We start from the raw sequence: 13206 nt of genomic DNA, 5'->3' as shown, positions 1-13206 counted from the left end.
CGCCGCCCACCCCGCAATCGCACTGCTGCCGCCTCACGTGTCTGCCCCCCCCCCCGGCCCGGGGGCCCCCCGCGCCGACCGGCCCGTCCGGGCCGGCGACCGTCACCGGGATCGTCCACTGCGTGCCGTGCAACACCACCAGGCCGCCTGGGCGCATCACCGGCCAGTACTCGGCGAGCAGGTCGGCGGCGTCGACGGCGCCGCCGGCGTCGAACCAGACCAGGTCGGGCGGGCCGAATTCGGCGTGGATCCCGGCGGCCGCGCCGCGGAAGTCGCGGGTCAGGATGCGCAGGAACGGGGAGAGGTCCAAGCCGGCCGCGGCCGCCGCCACCCGCCGGGCAGAGGACCCGTCGTCCGACAGGTCGTCGATGGTGACCAGGACGGGGTCGTCCGGATCGCATACCCGATGCGGCACCAGCAGATCGCGGCGGGCGGCGGCGGCCGCGTCGAGGGCGCCGACCGCCCGCACCAGTTCCGCGTCCCGGCGCCGCTCCGTGGCGGACTGCGCCAGGGCCCGCAGCAGGTGTGGCGTCGTGTATCCGGCGCCCACCTCGACCACCAGCCGCGGTCGGGTCAGCAGCACCAGGCTGGTCAGCAGCCCGGCTACGTGCTCGGTGCCCATGCCCGGCTCCCGAAGCGTCTCGGCCACCTCGTCGAAATCGTCACCCACCGTGATTTTCCCCCGGGTCGATCGGCAACAGCACGGCCCGCTCGGCGAGCCGGCGCAGCACCACGGCGAGATCGGCCCGCCGCCGCGGCGGCGCCAGTTCGGTCAGGTCGGCGTACGGGGCACCCGCGCCGCGGCAGAGCGAGAGGAGGTCCCCGGCGACGGGCGGGGTCCGCACCGTGACGTGGGTGATGGGGCAGTACACGTACCAGCCGTCGGCGTCGTGTCCGGCGTCGACGAACGGGTTGCACGACAGCGACGCGGCGGTCCAGGCGCCCGGGTCGCCCTGTGCCGCGCCGGACAGCATGCCGTGTGCCACGAGGGTGGCGAGTACCGGCAGGCCGTCGTCGCCGAACAGTTCCGCGGCCGCCGACCGCGCCTCGGTGAAGGGCAGACCGGCGTCCAGCGCGGCGACCAGCGCCGCCGCGTCCGCGGGAAACTCGATGAGGCGATCGGGCGGACCGGTGTGGACACCGACGACCGGTCGCACGGCGGACGGATCCCAGAACGACAGGCCGCGTTCCCGCCGGACGCCCGGCGCCCAGCGCAGCAGCCCGCCGCGGGTACCGAGGCTCCGAGGTGGCCGGAGAGCCGCCTCGAACGCGCCGACCCGCAGGACCCGCTCGCCCGGGTCGGCCGGCAACCACGCGACCGCCCAGCGCTGCGCGGGAGTCCCGCCGCTGCCTACCGCGTATCCGGCCCGGGAGACCAGGTCGCGGCGCGGCGCGGTGATCACCGGTCCCCGTGCCGGGTCAGCGCGGGAACCGGCGCGGTCGCCGCGCCCGGCGCCGGGGCGACCGGATACACCATGCCCAGCTCGCCCAGGTCCCGCAGGGCGATCGCCACCTGCTCGCCCGTGCGGTAGGGGTCCGGCAGCTCCGCGCTGATCCCCGCCGCCGTCGACTCGCCCTCGGCGCAGGACAGCCACACGAGGTGACCCAGCGCGTTGAGGCGAGCCGTGTTGCCGGTGATCGGGCTGTGCAGAACCACGCGGGAGCCGTCCCCGGCGAGCAACATCCCGGGCTCCGCCGCGAAACGCCAGCCGGCCGAAGTGGCGATCGGCTCGCGGGCGACGCCCGGGCCGTCCAGGAAACCGTGCCGGAGGAGCAGGCTCACCACGCCCGCACCCCGCTGCCCGGCCCATTCGACGTCGTGCTCGTCGAAGAAGGCGGTCAGCTCGGCCGCGGTCGCACACGACAGCACATCCGGCGCCCGGCCGTGCGGCCAGGTGAGCTGGATGAAGCGGTCGGTGTCACCCTGGTAGAGGGCGAGCGCTCCGAGCCGGCCGTCGGCGTCCGCTGACCAGCCGAGCACCAGCGGCGTGGCGGCGAGTCGCAGCACCGCGTCCGGCGGGTACGAGATCCGGCTGAGCGCCCCACGCCGCGGTTCCGCGTTCGGCGCGCGGGTCGCCGCCCGCAGGAACGTGAACTCCTCCACCTCCGCCAGCACCGACTCCGTGCTGGTGCGGAACCACACGTTGCGCCGGATGGTGGTCCGGCCCGAGCCGCTCCGTGCCACCGCCTCGGCCTCTGCCCGGCTGAGGCCGGACCGCACCGTGTAGTCCCGCGCCAGGGCGAGGTCGTGCTCGGGGTCCGGCTCGATCAGCTCGACACCGAACCGCTCCGGGTGCTGCCCGACCGGGGAGTGGATGTCGAGGATGAACGGCGAGCCGCCCCAGGTCGTGTAGGGGTTCTGGTGCTCCCGGGCAGCCTCGTCCACGATCCGCTTGGCGTACGCGATGGTCTCCTGCGCCTCCTCGGCGGTCTCGCCCGGGAAACCGTGGATGATGAACAGATGCGGCGAGATGCCCGCCTTGATCATCTCGATCAGGTTCCGGTCGGCGTGCTCCACCCGGGTGCCCTTCTCCATCAGGTTCAGCACCCGCTGACTGCGTGACTCCAGCCCGAAGTTGAGCCGCCGGCAGCCCGAGGCGTAGAGCAGTTCGGCCAGCTCACGGGTGATGCCGCCGGCGAACCGCGTCTCCCCGTACCAGTAGAGATCCAGCCCCCGGTCCACGATCTCCTGGGCGACCTCACGCAGCGACCTCAGGGTCATGATCTCGTCCACGAACATGAAGTACCGCGTCCGGTAGCGACGCATCATCGCTTCCATGTGGTCGACCGTCTGTGCCGCGGGTCGCGCCCGGTATGAGTTGCTGGCGAACGGAATCGAGCAGAACGCACAGTTCCAGGCGCAACTGCGCGACGCGTAGAGCGGCAGGATCGGTCCGGGGGCGAAGTACCGGCCGAGCGGCATCTGGTCGAAGTCCGGACCGGCGGCCCGGTCCAGGCGTACCGGGCGTGCCGGCGTGCTGCGCAAGCCGTCCGGTCCGCGGGTCACGACGCCGGGTATCCCATGTGGGTCGGTGCCGGCGACGAAGCGCCGGATCAGCTCCGGTAACGCCTCCTCGCCCTCGGAGAGCACGAACGCGTCGACGTGGTCGAAGAACGGATGCGGCTCGGTCCACCGGTCCACCATCCGGGTGACGTAGTTGCCGCCGAAGACGATCTTCACGTCGGGTCTCTCCCGGCGCACCCGGTCCGCGAGCGTCATGGCGGCGATGAGCTGGGTGTCGGCCGACACGCTCACCCCCACCACCGCGAGGTCCGGATCGGCCATCGCGTCGGCGGGCAGCAGCCGGTCGGCGCCCCACCGGTACAGGTTGCGGCGCTCGTCGCCGATCGCGGCCAGCACCGCTGCGGTGGAGGTGGCCGAGTAGTAGAGGTCGTTCGCGACCAGGTCGAAGTTCAGACCCTCGAAGGCGGCGGAGACGCACCACATGGCGTTGCGTACGACCCGCCGGGCCCACGCCTGCCGCTGCGGATCCTGCAGTGCCGCCACGTCGCGGATCACCGCCTTGGCCTCGTCCAGATTCGCCATCACGTGCGGGTGGACCAGCCTGGCCTTGGCGACCAGCCGCTCGTCGGTGCCGGCGCCGATCCGCCCGGCGAGCCGGGCCATGCCCTCGCCGCTGAGCACCCAGTCGAGCAACTCGATGCTCGCGTCGTGGCAGCGCACCCGCAGCCCCTGCTCGTTCAGCGTCCCGGCGAGCAGCGGGACCGCCAGGTGCGGCGCGTACGCGTTCCACAACGGCGGGTTAACCAGCAGGGTCAGCGGAGTGTACATGGCGCACCCTTCTGCGGCGGCGCGGCGACGGATCGGGAGGCACAGGTACGCGCCCCGGGGCGCGTACCTGTGCAGATGTCACTCTTCCGGTTCGTCGAGCCGGAAACCGGCCCGCATTGACGGCAGCATCGCGTACTGCGACGCGGTACGGATCTCCGGCTGGACGGTCTCGACTGCCGGCTCGTCCAGCGGCGACTCGGCGAGCTTCAACTTCAGCCGATCGCGCAGCTCCTTCTTGTCCATCGTGTTCACCCCCTCCCGCACGTCGGTACTCCTCCGCGATGCGGGCATCGACCGTTCAGCCCGCACCCGCCTCGATCGCGGCCCGGTCGTCGGCGTCGGTCCGCTCGACGATGCCGTTGTCGACGAGAGCGGTCAGGCCCTTGTCGACGGCGTGAACGACCTGCTCCTGGGTCGTCCCCTCGGGAACCGCCTCGCTGAACTCGGCGAGGAGCTCGCCGTATCCGCGGCCGTCACACAGCTCGTAGATCAGCCAGGACCGCGCATCCAGGTAGTGCACGTTGGGCCGAGCCGGTGTGTAGACCAGCAGGCAACCCCATTCCGGCACCTCACGGACCCTGATGTCAGCCCTTCTCTGGAAGAAGTCGAGTGGGGAGAAGCCGGACATCGGTACCTCGATTCGTGGTCGTGCAGAAGGGGTCGGGTGCATCCCAGTCGCCGGTGAAGGCGTACGCCGTCGACCGGCAGCCGCCCTTGGAACCCTGGGTCGACTCGCATTCGGTGCAGTGGTCCTCGACGTTGCGGGCCCGTAGCCGCCGGAAGAGCGGGTGCTGCCAGGTGGTCAGGAACGGCGTGTCCCGGATGTTGCCGAAGTCGACGAAGTCCCGCAGGTAGGAACAGCCCACCGACCGTCCGGTGGAGTCCACCCCGGAGGCCTGCCAGCAGCAGTTGCCGTCCTTGGGATGCCAGGAGCGCATCAGGTAGACGTCGTCCGGCACAACGAGGGCGTCCAGGGCCGCCATCTGCTCCGGCAGCGACAGCGCCATCTCGTCCCAGTAACGCTTCGCCCGCCCAAGCGGGTACAGGCGCAGAATGCCCACCCGTCGCACCCCGGCGGCGGCGACCATGTCGAGGTACGCCTGCAGCTCGCCGACGTTGCGCCTGGTCATGATCAACGTCGCCACCGGCTCCAGCCCCGCCTCCTTGGCGATGCTCAGCCCGCGCAGTGTCCGTTCGAGGGAGCCGGGAATGCCTGCATGCCAGTCGTGCGTCTCCGCGGTGGCCCCCATGAAGTCGACGACCAGTCCCGCTACGCCCGCGTCCCGCAGGGCCGCGGCGCGCTCAGCGTCGAGCAGCGTCGCGTTGGTGCGCAACCGCACGAGCATCGTGCGCGCGCAGTACCGAAGGATTTCCAGGTAGTCCGGCCGGTGCAGCGGCTCGCCGCCCTCGACGAGCAGCTCGATGATCCCGGCCTCGGTCATCTCGTCGGCGAGTCGCTTGAATTCCTCAGCGCTCATCTCGTCGGCCGGTGCCGCCGAGGAACAATCTCCATAGCATTGTTTGCACTTCAGATTGCAACTTCCGGTGAGTTGCAACCACGATTTGACCGGGCGATGCAATGTCAGCTGCGGCAGCGCGACAGCGGGCGGGGTGAAATCAAGATCAGCCATCTGGAACCCTTCGGGGAGGCTGTGGCGGCCGGCGTCAACGGGACGTGGAGTTCAGGCAATCGCCTATCCAGTGCAGAAATGCGCGGCCATTGTCGTTGCATTCACGCGACGCCTGCGGCAGCAGCGCACCGTGCAGAAAACGGGCGCGGTCGGCGGCCTGCCGAGCGCTGCCGGAGACATCGACCGCGCTGCCCTGCGGGGCGCGGACCAGCGCGGCGAAGAACGCATGCAGGTGGGTGTAGACGTGGCAGGCGGCCACCCCGCGGTCGAAGCTCCACTGCGCGTTGCCGTTGTGCCAGGGCGGCGATACGGTGCTCGCCGCGCCCGCGTCGTAGTCCGGGCGGTAAAGCTGATAGATCAGTTGCAGGTCGTAGAGCTTCTGGTGCGCCGATTCGTGCAACAGCGCCTCGGCGGCCCGTACGGGGTCGGTGACAGCGTCCCGGCTCAGGAAGACGGCGCGCGGTATCCGGCGGTCGGTGGCGCTCTCGAAGGCGTCTGGGCCGTCGACCAGCACCACGAGCGAGGTATGCGCGAGCACCGACCGCGAGGTCCGTGGCAGCGTCGTGGCCAGCAGTTCGACGGCGCCCTGCAGGGCCGCGGTCTCGGCCACGTCCGCACCGGCGAGGTCATAGCGCTGTCCGGGATTGCCCAGCACCTCGCGGAAGAGCGCGTGCAGTTCGGCGGTCCACGGGTCGCCGTCGTCGACCGCGGCCAACACGTGCAGCGCGGTCTGCGCGGGCGTGCTCAGCCGCACGAACCGGCAATCGGTCCCGGCGATGTCCCTCGCACCGGGCAGCGGCGCGAAGCCCGGGACGTCCAGCGCCGCCAGCGTGGCGTCGGCGCCGGCGCCGCGCCGCTTCGCCGCCAGCAGCAGATCCAGGCTCCGGCGCAGCACCGGATCGTCGGCCAGCGGAGGGCCGCTCAGCGCGACCCGGGCGTTCGGGGTCGCATCGCCCGCCTCGATCGCCACCTCACCGAGCAGGGAATAGGTGGCGTCCACCCGCGCCAGCAACGGTGCGGATTCGGCGAATCGGGAGTTGCCAGACAATACCGTGTCACTAAGCATGCGTTACCCCGCTGCATCAACGCCGAGCGTCAAAGGAAAGACTTCACCGCGACGCCGGCTGATGGAGAATTTACGCGCTTACAGCATTAAACCGTCAGCCAAGATCTGCTGAATCGACACATCCATAGTTGACGGATCCTCCACTGTGAAGGAACCCCTCAAGGAAGTGACGAATATCACTTCGCGCCAAGATGCGGTCCAGGAATCCCGGTGTTATTGCCGCTGGAACGCCAATGGAATCGCGGCGGCCCGCGCGGCCGCCGCGACCCGATCCATCCCTACGCGCCCGGCAGGTGCCGGGTGTTGGTGGCCCAGAGCGCGGCCACGCGACGCCGTCGCCGTACCCCGGGCTGGCGATGTTCCATCCGGAGGACGCGGAGTTGTTCTTCGGGCGGGCCGCGCTGGTGGAGGAGCTGGTGCAACGGCTCGGGCAGTGGCGTTTCCCGGCAGTGTTCGGCCCATTGGGCGCCGGCAGGTCGTGGTCCGGGCCGGCTGGTGCCCGCCATGCCCGAGCCGGTCGTGGTGTTGACGCCCGGCACGCATCCGATGCGCGAAGTACCCCGTGGGAGCGGCCGGTGAAGCTTTGCGCCGGGCTTGAGAATGGCCTGAGACGGCGTTGAGGTGGCGGGCCGAACTACGGGGCATGACTGTCGCCCGCCTCATCGCCGTTCCCCCCTTCGTCGTCGCCGGTCCCGCCCAGCAGGCTTCGTCTGCGGGCGAGGCGGCCGTCGAGTTCTCCGTCGTCGTCCCCTTCCACAACCCCGGCGCCACGCTGCGCCGCGCGGTCGAGCGGGTCGCCGAGACGCTGTACGCACAGAACATCTCGTTCGAGATGATCGCCGTGCCCGGCGGCTCGCGTGACGGCTCGCTGCGCACCCTCGAGGGCCTGCCCTGGCTGCGGGTCATCGCCGACCCGGAGCTTCAGGACAAGGGCGCCGCTCTGCAGTCCGGCATCGCCGCGGCCGGCGGCGCGTGGGTCGGCTGCATCGACGTCGACGCCGACATGGAGACCGAGATCGACCCGCACGAGCTCATCGAGTGCCTGCACCGCGCCCGCGAGAACGCGGCCGTCGCGGCGGTCGCCGCCTGAAACCACGCCCGCACCACCCCCCGCCGACCCCGGTACGCGCCCCCCGCGTGCCGGGGTCGGTTCATGTCCGGGCTTGCCGTGCTCTTGAAGCCGGGTTGAGCCGGTCTTGAGGTTCGCTGCCGAACTGGGAAGCATGACCCTCACCGCGCCCGCCATGCGCAACCTCCGGGAAGTCATCCACTCCCAGGCGATTCAACCGACGTTCCAGCCGGTGGTGCGCCTCGAGGACGGCGTCGTCAAGGCGTACGAGGCGCTGGCCCGGTTCGACAAGGCGCACTTCGGGAGCCCGGCGGACGCGTTCGCCGCGGCCCTGGCGGCCGGGGTCGGCGTCGACCTGGAGCTGCTGGCGCTCGAGCGGGCGTTCGCGTACCTCGACGAGATGCCGGCCGGGGCCTGGCTGAGCGCGAACCTGTCGGTGGAGGCGCTGCTGGACCCGCGGGTGCACACCACCCTGCTGGAGCACTCGTCGCGCGGCATCGCCGTCGAGCTGACCGAGCACACCCAGGTGCACGACTACCCGTCGCTGGTGAAGGTCACCGAGGAGCTGCGCTCGGCCGGCATCCTCATCGCCGTCGACGACGCGGGGGCCGGGTTCGCCAGCCTGAGCCACATCCTGCAGCTGCGCCCGGACATCATCAAACTCGACATCACCCTCACCCGCGGCGTCGACACCGACCCGGTCCGCATGGCGCTGGCCCGCTCGCTGGTCGGCTTCGCGAAGGACATCGGCGCCATGCTGATCGCCGAGGGGATCGAGACGGTCGCCGAGCACGAGAAGCTGCAGTCGCTCGGTGTCACGCTCGGGCAGGGCTACTTCATGGCGCGGCCCGGGCCGCTGCCGGACCGGGCCGACATCGTCGCCCCGCGCACCGCCGTTTCCGGCTGACCGGGCTCCGGGGCGGCGAAGCCTTCGTTTCTGTCCGCGCCGACCGATAGGACGGCTCGAAGCCGCGTCATCGCTGCGCGGCGCCGTCCGTCCGTCAGCAACACTGGAGGTCCGGTGGCCAGGCCCCGCGCGCTCGTCGTCGAGGACTCACCCGAATTCATGCTGCTCTGTCAGCACCTCCTGGAGAAGGAGGGCTTCGACGTCGTCGTCGCGACCGACGGCAAGGGCGCGGTGGAGCAGGCGCAGAAGGAACGCCCGGACATCGCCATCCTCGACCTCGGCCTGCCCGACGTCGACGGCATCGAGGTGTGCCGCCAGATCCGGCAGTTCACCGACGCGTACATCGTCATGGTGACCGGCCGCAGCGACGAGGTCGACAAGATCGTCGGCCTGTCCGTCGGCGCCGACGACTACGTCACCAAGCCGTTCTCGCCCCGCGAGCTCGCCGCCCGCATCCAGGCGATGCGCCGCCGGCCCCGCAGCTCGAGCGCGGCCGCGAGCACGGCGATCCGCGAGTACGGCCTGCTGCGCATCGACCCCGACGTCCGCGAGGTGACCCTCGACGGCCGGGTGCTGGAGCTGACCAAGATCGAGTTCGGCTTCCTGGACCTGCTCTCGTCCGCGCCGCGCCGCACGTTCACCCGCGGGCAGTTGCTCGAGGACGTGTGGGGCGACAACTGGTACGGCGACGATCACATCATCGACGTGCACGTGGGCAACCTGCGCAAGAAGCTGGGCGAGTCCGCCTCCGCACCCCGGCACATCCGCACGGTGCGTGGCGTGGGCTACCGCTTCGAGCCCTGATCCCCGTACGAAAAGAGACCCACGCGCCCTTGCCGGCGCGTGGGTCTTTTCGTACCCGGGGCGATTGCCGCGCTCAGGCGGCGAGCCGGCGCAGGTGGCGCCGGACGAAGGCGGGCATCCCGTCGAGGCCGCGGCGGCGGGTCCAGAACACCACGGCGCCGAGCGCGGCGGCGGCGCCGCCCCACGGCACCACGTCCTGGATGCCCCACCCGGCCTCCGCGGGCGGGACCGAGCCGATCAGCGTACGGATCATTCCGGCCGGGGTGGCACCCACCGCGAGCACGCTCGTGCCCGAGGAGAGGTGGCCCGCCGCGCCGCCGGCGACCGGCAGCACCGTGGTGTCGGGCGTCGGCGCGGGCGTGGGCGTGGCGGCGCTGACGACCAGGACGCGCAGCGCGCCGGCGGCGTCCGCGACGACGGTCTGCTCGGCGGCGGCGCCGACCCGGAGGTTCACCGGCGATCCGCCCTTGAAGCCGACCGCGTAGACGGCCAGTCCCTCGTCGGCGGCCGCCCGCTGCCACTGCACGGTCAGGGAGTCGGCGGTGCCGCCGTATCCGGGGCCGTCGGCCAGCGCGGCGCCCGGTGCGGTGAGAGTGCCGAGCGCCGAGGCGACCAGCAGGAGCGGGCCGAGGCGGCGGGTGCGGAGACCGATCATGCGCAGATAGTGACACGCCCCGGTTGCAGAACGGTTTGCGCAGAGAACCCGTCGCATCCTTGCCGTCGCCTTGAAGCTGGCTAGAGGCTGCCTTGAGGTTGGGCGCCGAACAACACGGCATGACCGCGACGCTGCTTCACTCCCCCGCTTCGACCGCTACCACCCCCGCTCGCCCGGCGCAGCTCTTCAACGCCGCGCGGCTGTGGGCCCCGGCCGACCCGGCTGTCGAGCTCACCGTCGTGGTGCCGTTCTACAACCCGGGCGCCGCGTTGCGCCCCACCGTCCTGAAGCTGGTGGAGTGCCTGACCGCCGAGCAGGTCGGCTTCGAGGTCATCGCGGTCTCGGACGGCTCGACCGACGGCTCCGAGCGCACCCTCGCCGGCATTCCCGGCGTCCGGGTCATCGACAGCGGCGTCAACCAGGGCAAGGGCGGCGCGCTGCACCTGGGCTTCGCCGCCGCCCGCGGCGCCTGGGTCGGCTTCGTCGACGCCGACGGCGACATCGACCCGCGCCACCTGGCCGAGTACCTGCGCGTGGCGCGTGACGGCGGCCACGCCGGCGTCTACGCCGACAAGCGGCACGCCGCCTCCGCCAGCGCCTCCTCGCCGTTCCGCAAGCTGGTGTCGACCTTCTACTCGACGCTGGTGACGCTGCTGTTCCTGCTGGGGATGCGCGACACCCAGACCGGCTGCAAGGTGCTGCGCCGCGACGTGCTGGCCGACCTGCTGCCCCGGCTGCGCGAGCGCCGCTTCGCCTTCGACCTCGAGTTCTTCGTCGCCGCCAAGGCGGCCGGCATCCGCGGCTTCGTGCCCGCGCCGGTGCGGCTCGAGGAGCGGGTGGCCGGCTCGACGGTGTCCTCCAAGGCCATCCTGCGCACCATCCGCGACACGTTCGTCATCTTCGGTCGCCTGCACCTGACCGGCCAGTACCGTCCGGTCGCCGGGGCCGCTCCGGTCGCGGCCGCCCCCGCCACCACCACCACCGCCGCCAACTCGTGGACCTCTCAGACGGCCGAGGCTGCCTGAGCCCCGGTTCCCCCGGCGCGGACCGGCCGCGGCGCTCCAGCCGCGGCGTCGACCACCAGCGCATCAGGTCCCGCCGGTGTTCGAAGAGCCCGCCCAGCAGCAGCAGGCCGATCGCCGCCAGGGACGCGATCAGCCCGAGCCGCAGCCACCGCCAGGGCGTGTAGCGCACCGTCACCGCCCCGGCCCCGGCATCGACCGCGACCGTCCCGGCCACCGTTCGCCGGGTCGGCAGGTCCCCCGCCGACCAGCCCCGCGACCATTCCTCGGGTATCACCACCCAGCCCGGCGGGCCCTGCCGCACCCGCCAGCTCGTGGCGCTGCTCCGTTCGATTCCGCCCGAGGCGTTCGAGGGCAGGACCGCGGCGTCCGGGCCGCCCGGCAGCACCGCCTCGCTGCCCAGGTGGCCGCGGGTGGCCAGGGTCACCGCCTCGTCGAAGTCGCCCTCCCGGGCGGCGACCACCCGGCCGGTGCCCGCCACCAGGACGCGGTAGACGTCGAGCTGCGGGGTGCGCAGCACCCGCCGCAGGTCGTCCTGGGTCTCCAGCCAGGCGTAGGCCCCGGCCTCCCGGTCCCGCGCCAGCACGACGTAGCTGATCCCGAGCGGTGCGATCAGGTGGCCGAACCCCCTGGGTACGCCCGCGGCGACGACCCGCTGCACGTAGTCCGTGCGCAGCGAGTCCGAGTTGGTCCGCACCGGCCCCAGCTCCACGGCGTCGCTGCTGAGCACGGGCCGGCGGAAGAAGGCACCGGCCGGCGTCGCCACGGTCCGCGAGTCGGTGAAGCCGAACGGCTGGTACAGGTGCCAGGGCAGGAAGAGCACGCCGCCGGTGCCCGCGCCCATGATCTTGTCGGCCGCGTACCAGGCCTCCGGGTACTGGCTCACCCGGACGCTGCCGCCGAGGCCCCACGCGAGCGACGGCGCGACGACGGCGAACACGCCCGCGACCGCCAGCAGCGCGGCGCCCGCGGTCGCGCGGGCCGCCGCCGGGCGGGCCGACCGGCAGACAGCGACGAGCGACTCCGCCGCCACCCCGACGCCGACGGCGTAGGCCAGCATGGTCAGCGCGAGCCATTTCTGCTGCTCGCGCATCGCGGCGAACAGCGGAAGGTGATCGAACGCCGCCCGGTACGCCGCGGCGAGCGGGCCGTGTATGCCCGCGCCGAGCAGCACGCCGCAGACGGCGAGCGCGGCCAGCGGCGCACCGGCCACCGAGTCGCGGCGGCACAGCCGGACCAGGCCCCAGATCGCGGCGATCGCCGTCACCGCGCCGGCCATCAGCCCCAGCGCGAGCCGCGGGCCGCCGTCGGCGCCGGCGCGCCAGAACCCGCGCAGCGACAGCAGCGTCGCCAGCATCCCGCCGGGCCCGGCGTGCGGGGCGTACACCTCCAGCTCCTGGCCGCCGACCCGGACGGTGAGGATCGAGCTCAGCACCACCGCGACGCCGTACGCGTAGACGCACCCGGCGCAGACGATGATCAGTGCCGTGCGGACCAGGTCCTTGCGCCCCGGCCGCGGCAGCAGCGCCACCGCGACCAGGCACGCCCCGCCCAGCCAGGCGGCGTGCGGGCCGACGACCATGGCCATCGCGTACCAGACCGCGGGCCGGGCGGCGAACCACACGCGGCGCCGCCGCGCCCAGATCGCGGAGGCGAGCAGCCAGCTCAGCAGGCCGACGGAGAGCAGGAAGGCGACGTGCCCCGCCTGGACGCGCTCGACGACGAACGGGTTGCAGCACGCGAACAGGGCGGCGCAGTGGCGCCGCCACCGCCCGCCGGCGGCCAGCGCGGACACCCCGGAGGCGACGAACGGGAAGTAGCAGAGGATGAGCAGCCAGCCCGTCGCGCCCGCGCCGACCACGGTCCGCAGCCACTGGGTGGCCAGCCGGTACGGCAGCGCGTCCAGCGCGGCCGGGTCCAGTCCGTAGAGGGCCGACGCGACCGCGCGGTGCGGCCCGGACACCCAGTCGAGCATCAGCAGGTATCCGTCGCGGGTCCATGGCGCGACCACAATCAGCCCGGCGATGAGGCCGACGACCGCCGACTCGACGGTCAGCCGGGCCGCGCGCCGTCCGCCGCCGGGCCGCCGCCGGTCCGGCAGCGCGCCCCCGGGACCGCCCGTCCTCGGCTGTCGCCGATCCGGCCGCGCATCCCCGGCCTGCCGCCGATCCGGCCGCGCATCCCCGGCTCCGGCCTGCCGCCGGTCGGGCCGCGCGCTTCCGGCTCCGGCCGCCGCGCCGGGCCGCCGCCGGTTCGGCC

General features: G+C 72.6%; 13 protein-coding genes and 1 pseudogene. 5 read left to right on the top strand and 9 right to left on the bottom strand.

Translation table 11 applies throughout. From position 1 onward, the window contains the following. The 7 genes from AB0F10_RS39305 to AB0F10_RS39275 all read right to left on the bottom strand — a co-directional run. On the bottom strand, positions 1 to 670 hold a 670-nt coding region (locus AB0F10_RS39305; RefSeq protein WP_360637628.1), incomplete at its 3' end, for a class I SAM-dependent methyltransferase. Beyond that, positions 663 to 1403 (bottom strand): hypothetical protein, encoded by a 741-nt coding sequence (locus AB0F10_RS39300; RefSeq protein ID WP_360637625.1) that lies wholly within the window; start codon positions 1401 to 1403, stop codon positions 663 to 665. The genes AB0F10_RS39300 and AB0F10_RS39305, both read right to left, overlap by 8 nt. Further along, complete coding sequence (locus tag AB0F10_RS39295) at positions 1400 to 3793, bottom strand: B12-binding domain-containing radical SAM protein (protein WP_360637622.1); 2394 nt, start codon at positions 3791 to 3793, stop codon at positions 1400 to 1402. The genes AB0F10_RS39300 and AB0F10_RS39295 overlap by 4 nt, the downstream gene beginning before the upstream one ends. A 78-nt stretch (positions 3794 to 3871) precedes the next feature. Further along, entirely contained in the window at positions 3872 to 4057 is a 186-nt protein-coding gene (locus AB0F10_RS39290) for a hypothetical protein (RefSeq protein ID WP_360637619.1), read from the bottom strand. 34 nt (positions 4058 to 4091) lie between these two features. Further along, on the bottom strand, positions 4092 to 4361 hold the full coding sequence (locus tag AB0F10_RS39285) for a hypothetical protein (protein WP_360637616.1): 270 nt from the start codon (positions 4359 to 4361) through the stop codon (positions 4092 to 4094). 16 nt (positions 4362 to 4377) lie between these two features. Continuing rightward, complete coding sequence (locus AB0F10_RS39280) at positions 4378 to 5424, bottom strand: radical SAM protein (RefSeq protein WP_360637613.1); 1047 nt, start codon at positions 5422 to 5424, stop codon at positions 4378 to 4380. Positions 5425 to 5458: 34 nt separating this feature from the next. Continuing rightward, positions 5459 to 6472 carry an aKG-HExxH-type peptide beta-hydroxylase gene (locus tag AB0F10_RS39275; protein ID WP_360637610.1) on the bottom strand — a complete coding sequence of 338 codons (1014 nt, stop codon included), beginning with the start codon at positions 6470 to 6472 and terminating at the stop codon, positions 5459 to 5461. Positions 6473 to 6681: 209 nt separating this feature from the next. On the opposite strand from AB0F10_RS39275, the gene AB0F10_RS39270 reads away from it, so the two are divergent. The 4 genes from AB0F10_RS39270 (at position 6682) to AB0F10_RS39255 (ending at position 9270) form a co-directional block, all read left to right on the top strand. After that, positions 6682 to 7110 (top strand): hypothetical protein, encoded by a 429-nt coding sequence (locus AB0F10_RS39270; protein ID WP_360637607.1) that lies wholly within the window; start codon positions 6682 to 6684, stop codon positions 7108 to 7110. A 23-nt stretch (positions 7111 to 7133) separates the two neighbouring features. Beyond that, positions 7134 to 7580: a glycosyltransferase gene (locus AB0F10_RS39265; RefSeq protein WP_360637604.1), complete on the top strand. Its 447-nt coding sequence runs from the start codon at positions 7134 to 7136 to the stop codon at positions 7578 to 7580. A 133-nt stretch (positions 7581 to 7713) separates the two neighbouring features. After that, positions 7714 to 8466 carry an EAL domain-containing protein gene (locus tag AB0F10_RS39260; protein ID WP_360637601.1) on the top strand — a complete coding sequence of 251 codons (753 nt, stop codon included), beginning with the start codon at positions 7714 to 7716 and terminating at the stop codon, positions 8464 to 8466. Between the two features lie 114 nt (positions 8467 to 8580). Next, positions 8581 to 9270, top strand: a complete 690-nt coding sequence (locus AB0F10_RS39255; RefSeq protein WP_360637598.1) for a response regulator transcription factor — start codon at positions 8581 to 8583, stop codon at positions 9268 to 9270. 73 nt (positions 9271 to 9343) lie between these two features. On the opposite strand, the gene AB0F10_RS39250 is transcribed toward AB0F10_RS39255, so the two are convergent. Then, positions 9344 to 9925, bottom strand: a complete 582-nt coding sequence (locus AB0F10_RS39250; protein ID WP_360637595.1) for a hypothetical protein — start codon at positions 9923 to 9925, stop codon at positions 9344 to 9346. 119 nt (positions 9926 to 10044) lie between these two features. Here AB0F10_RS39250 and AB0F10_RS39245 point away from each other — a divergent pair. Next, a pseudogene (locus AB0F10_RS39245) lies at positions 10045 to 10734 on the top strand (glycosyltransferase family 2 protein); the annotation flags it as partial. A gap of 85 nt (positions 10735 to 10819) precedes the next feature. Here the strand turns inward: AB0F10_RS39245 and AB0F10_RS39240 are convergent. Continuing rightward, positions 10820 to 13206 (bottom strand): hypothetical protein (locus AB0F10_RS39240; RefSeq protein ID WP_360637592.1); only part of this gene is annotated, 2387 nt, incomplete at its 5' end.

The sequence above is a fragment of the Actinoplanes sp. NPDC026623 genome (assembly GCF_040638275.1).
Classification (GTDB): domain Bacteria; phylum Actinomycetota; class Actinomycetes; order Mycobacteriales; family Micromonosporaceae; genus Actinoplanes.
Note: the sequence above shows the minus strand (reverse complement) of the source record. Positions and strands in the feature narration are given on the sequence as shown.

Bases quoted from the DNA above. Each gene is read 5' to 3' on its own strand.
- AB0F10_RS39295 (WP_360637622.1), bottom strand. From the start codon at position 3,793: ATGTACACTCCGCTGACCCTGCTGGTTAACCCGCCGTTGTGGAACGCG.
- AB0F10_RS39280 (WP_360637613.1), bottom strand. From the start codon at position 5,424: ATGGCTGATCTTGATTTCACCCCGCCCGCTGTCGCGCTGCCGCAGCTG.
- AB0F10_RS39270 (WP_360637607.1), top strand. From the start codon at position 6,682: ATGCGGTCCAGGAATCCCGGTGTTATTGCCGCTGGAACGCCAATGGAA.
- AB0F10_RS39265 (WP_360637604.1), top strand. From the start codon at position 7,134: ATGACTGTCGCCCGCCTCATCGCCGTTCCCCCCTTCGTCGTCGCCGGT.
- AB0F10_RS39260 (WP_360637601.1), top strand. From the start codon at position 7,714: ATGACCCTCACCGCGCCCGCCATGCGCAACCTCCGGGAAGTCATCCAC.
- AB0F10_RS39250 (WP_360637595.1), bottom strand. From the start codon at position 9,925: ATGATCGGTCTCCGCACCCGCCGCCTCGGCCCGCTCCTGCTGGTCGCC.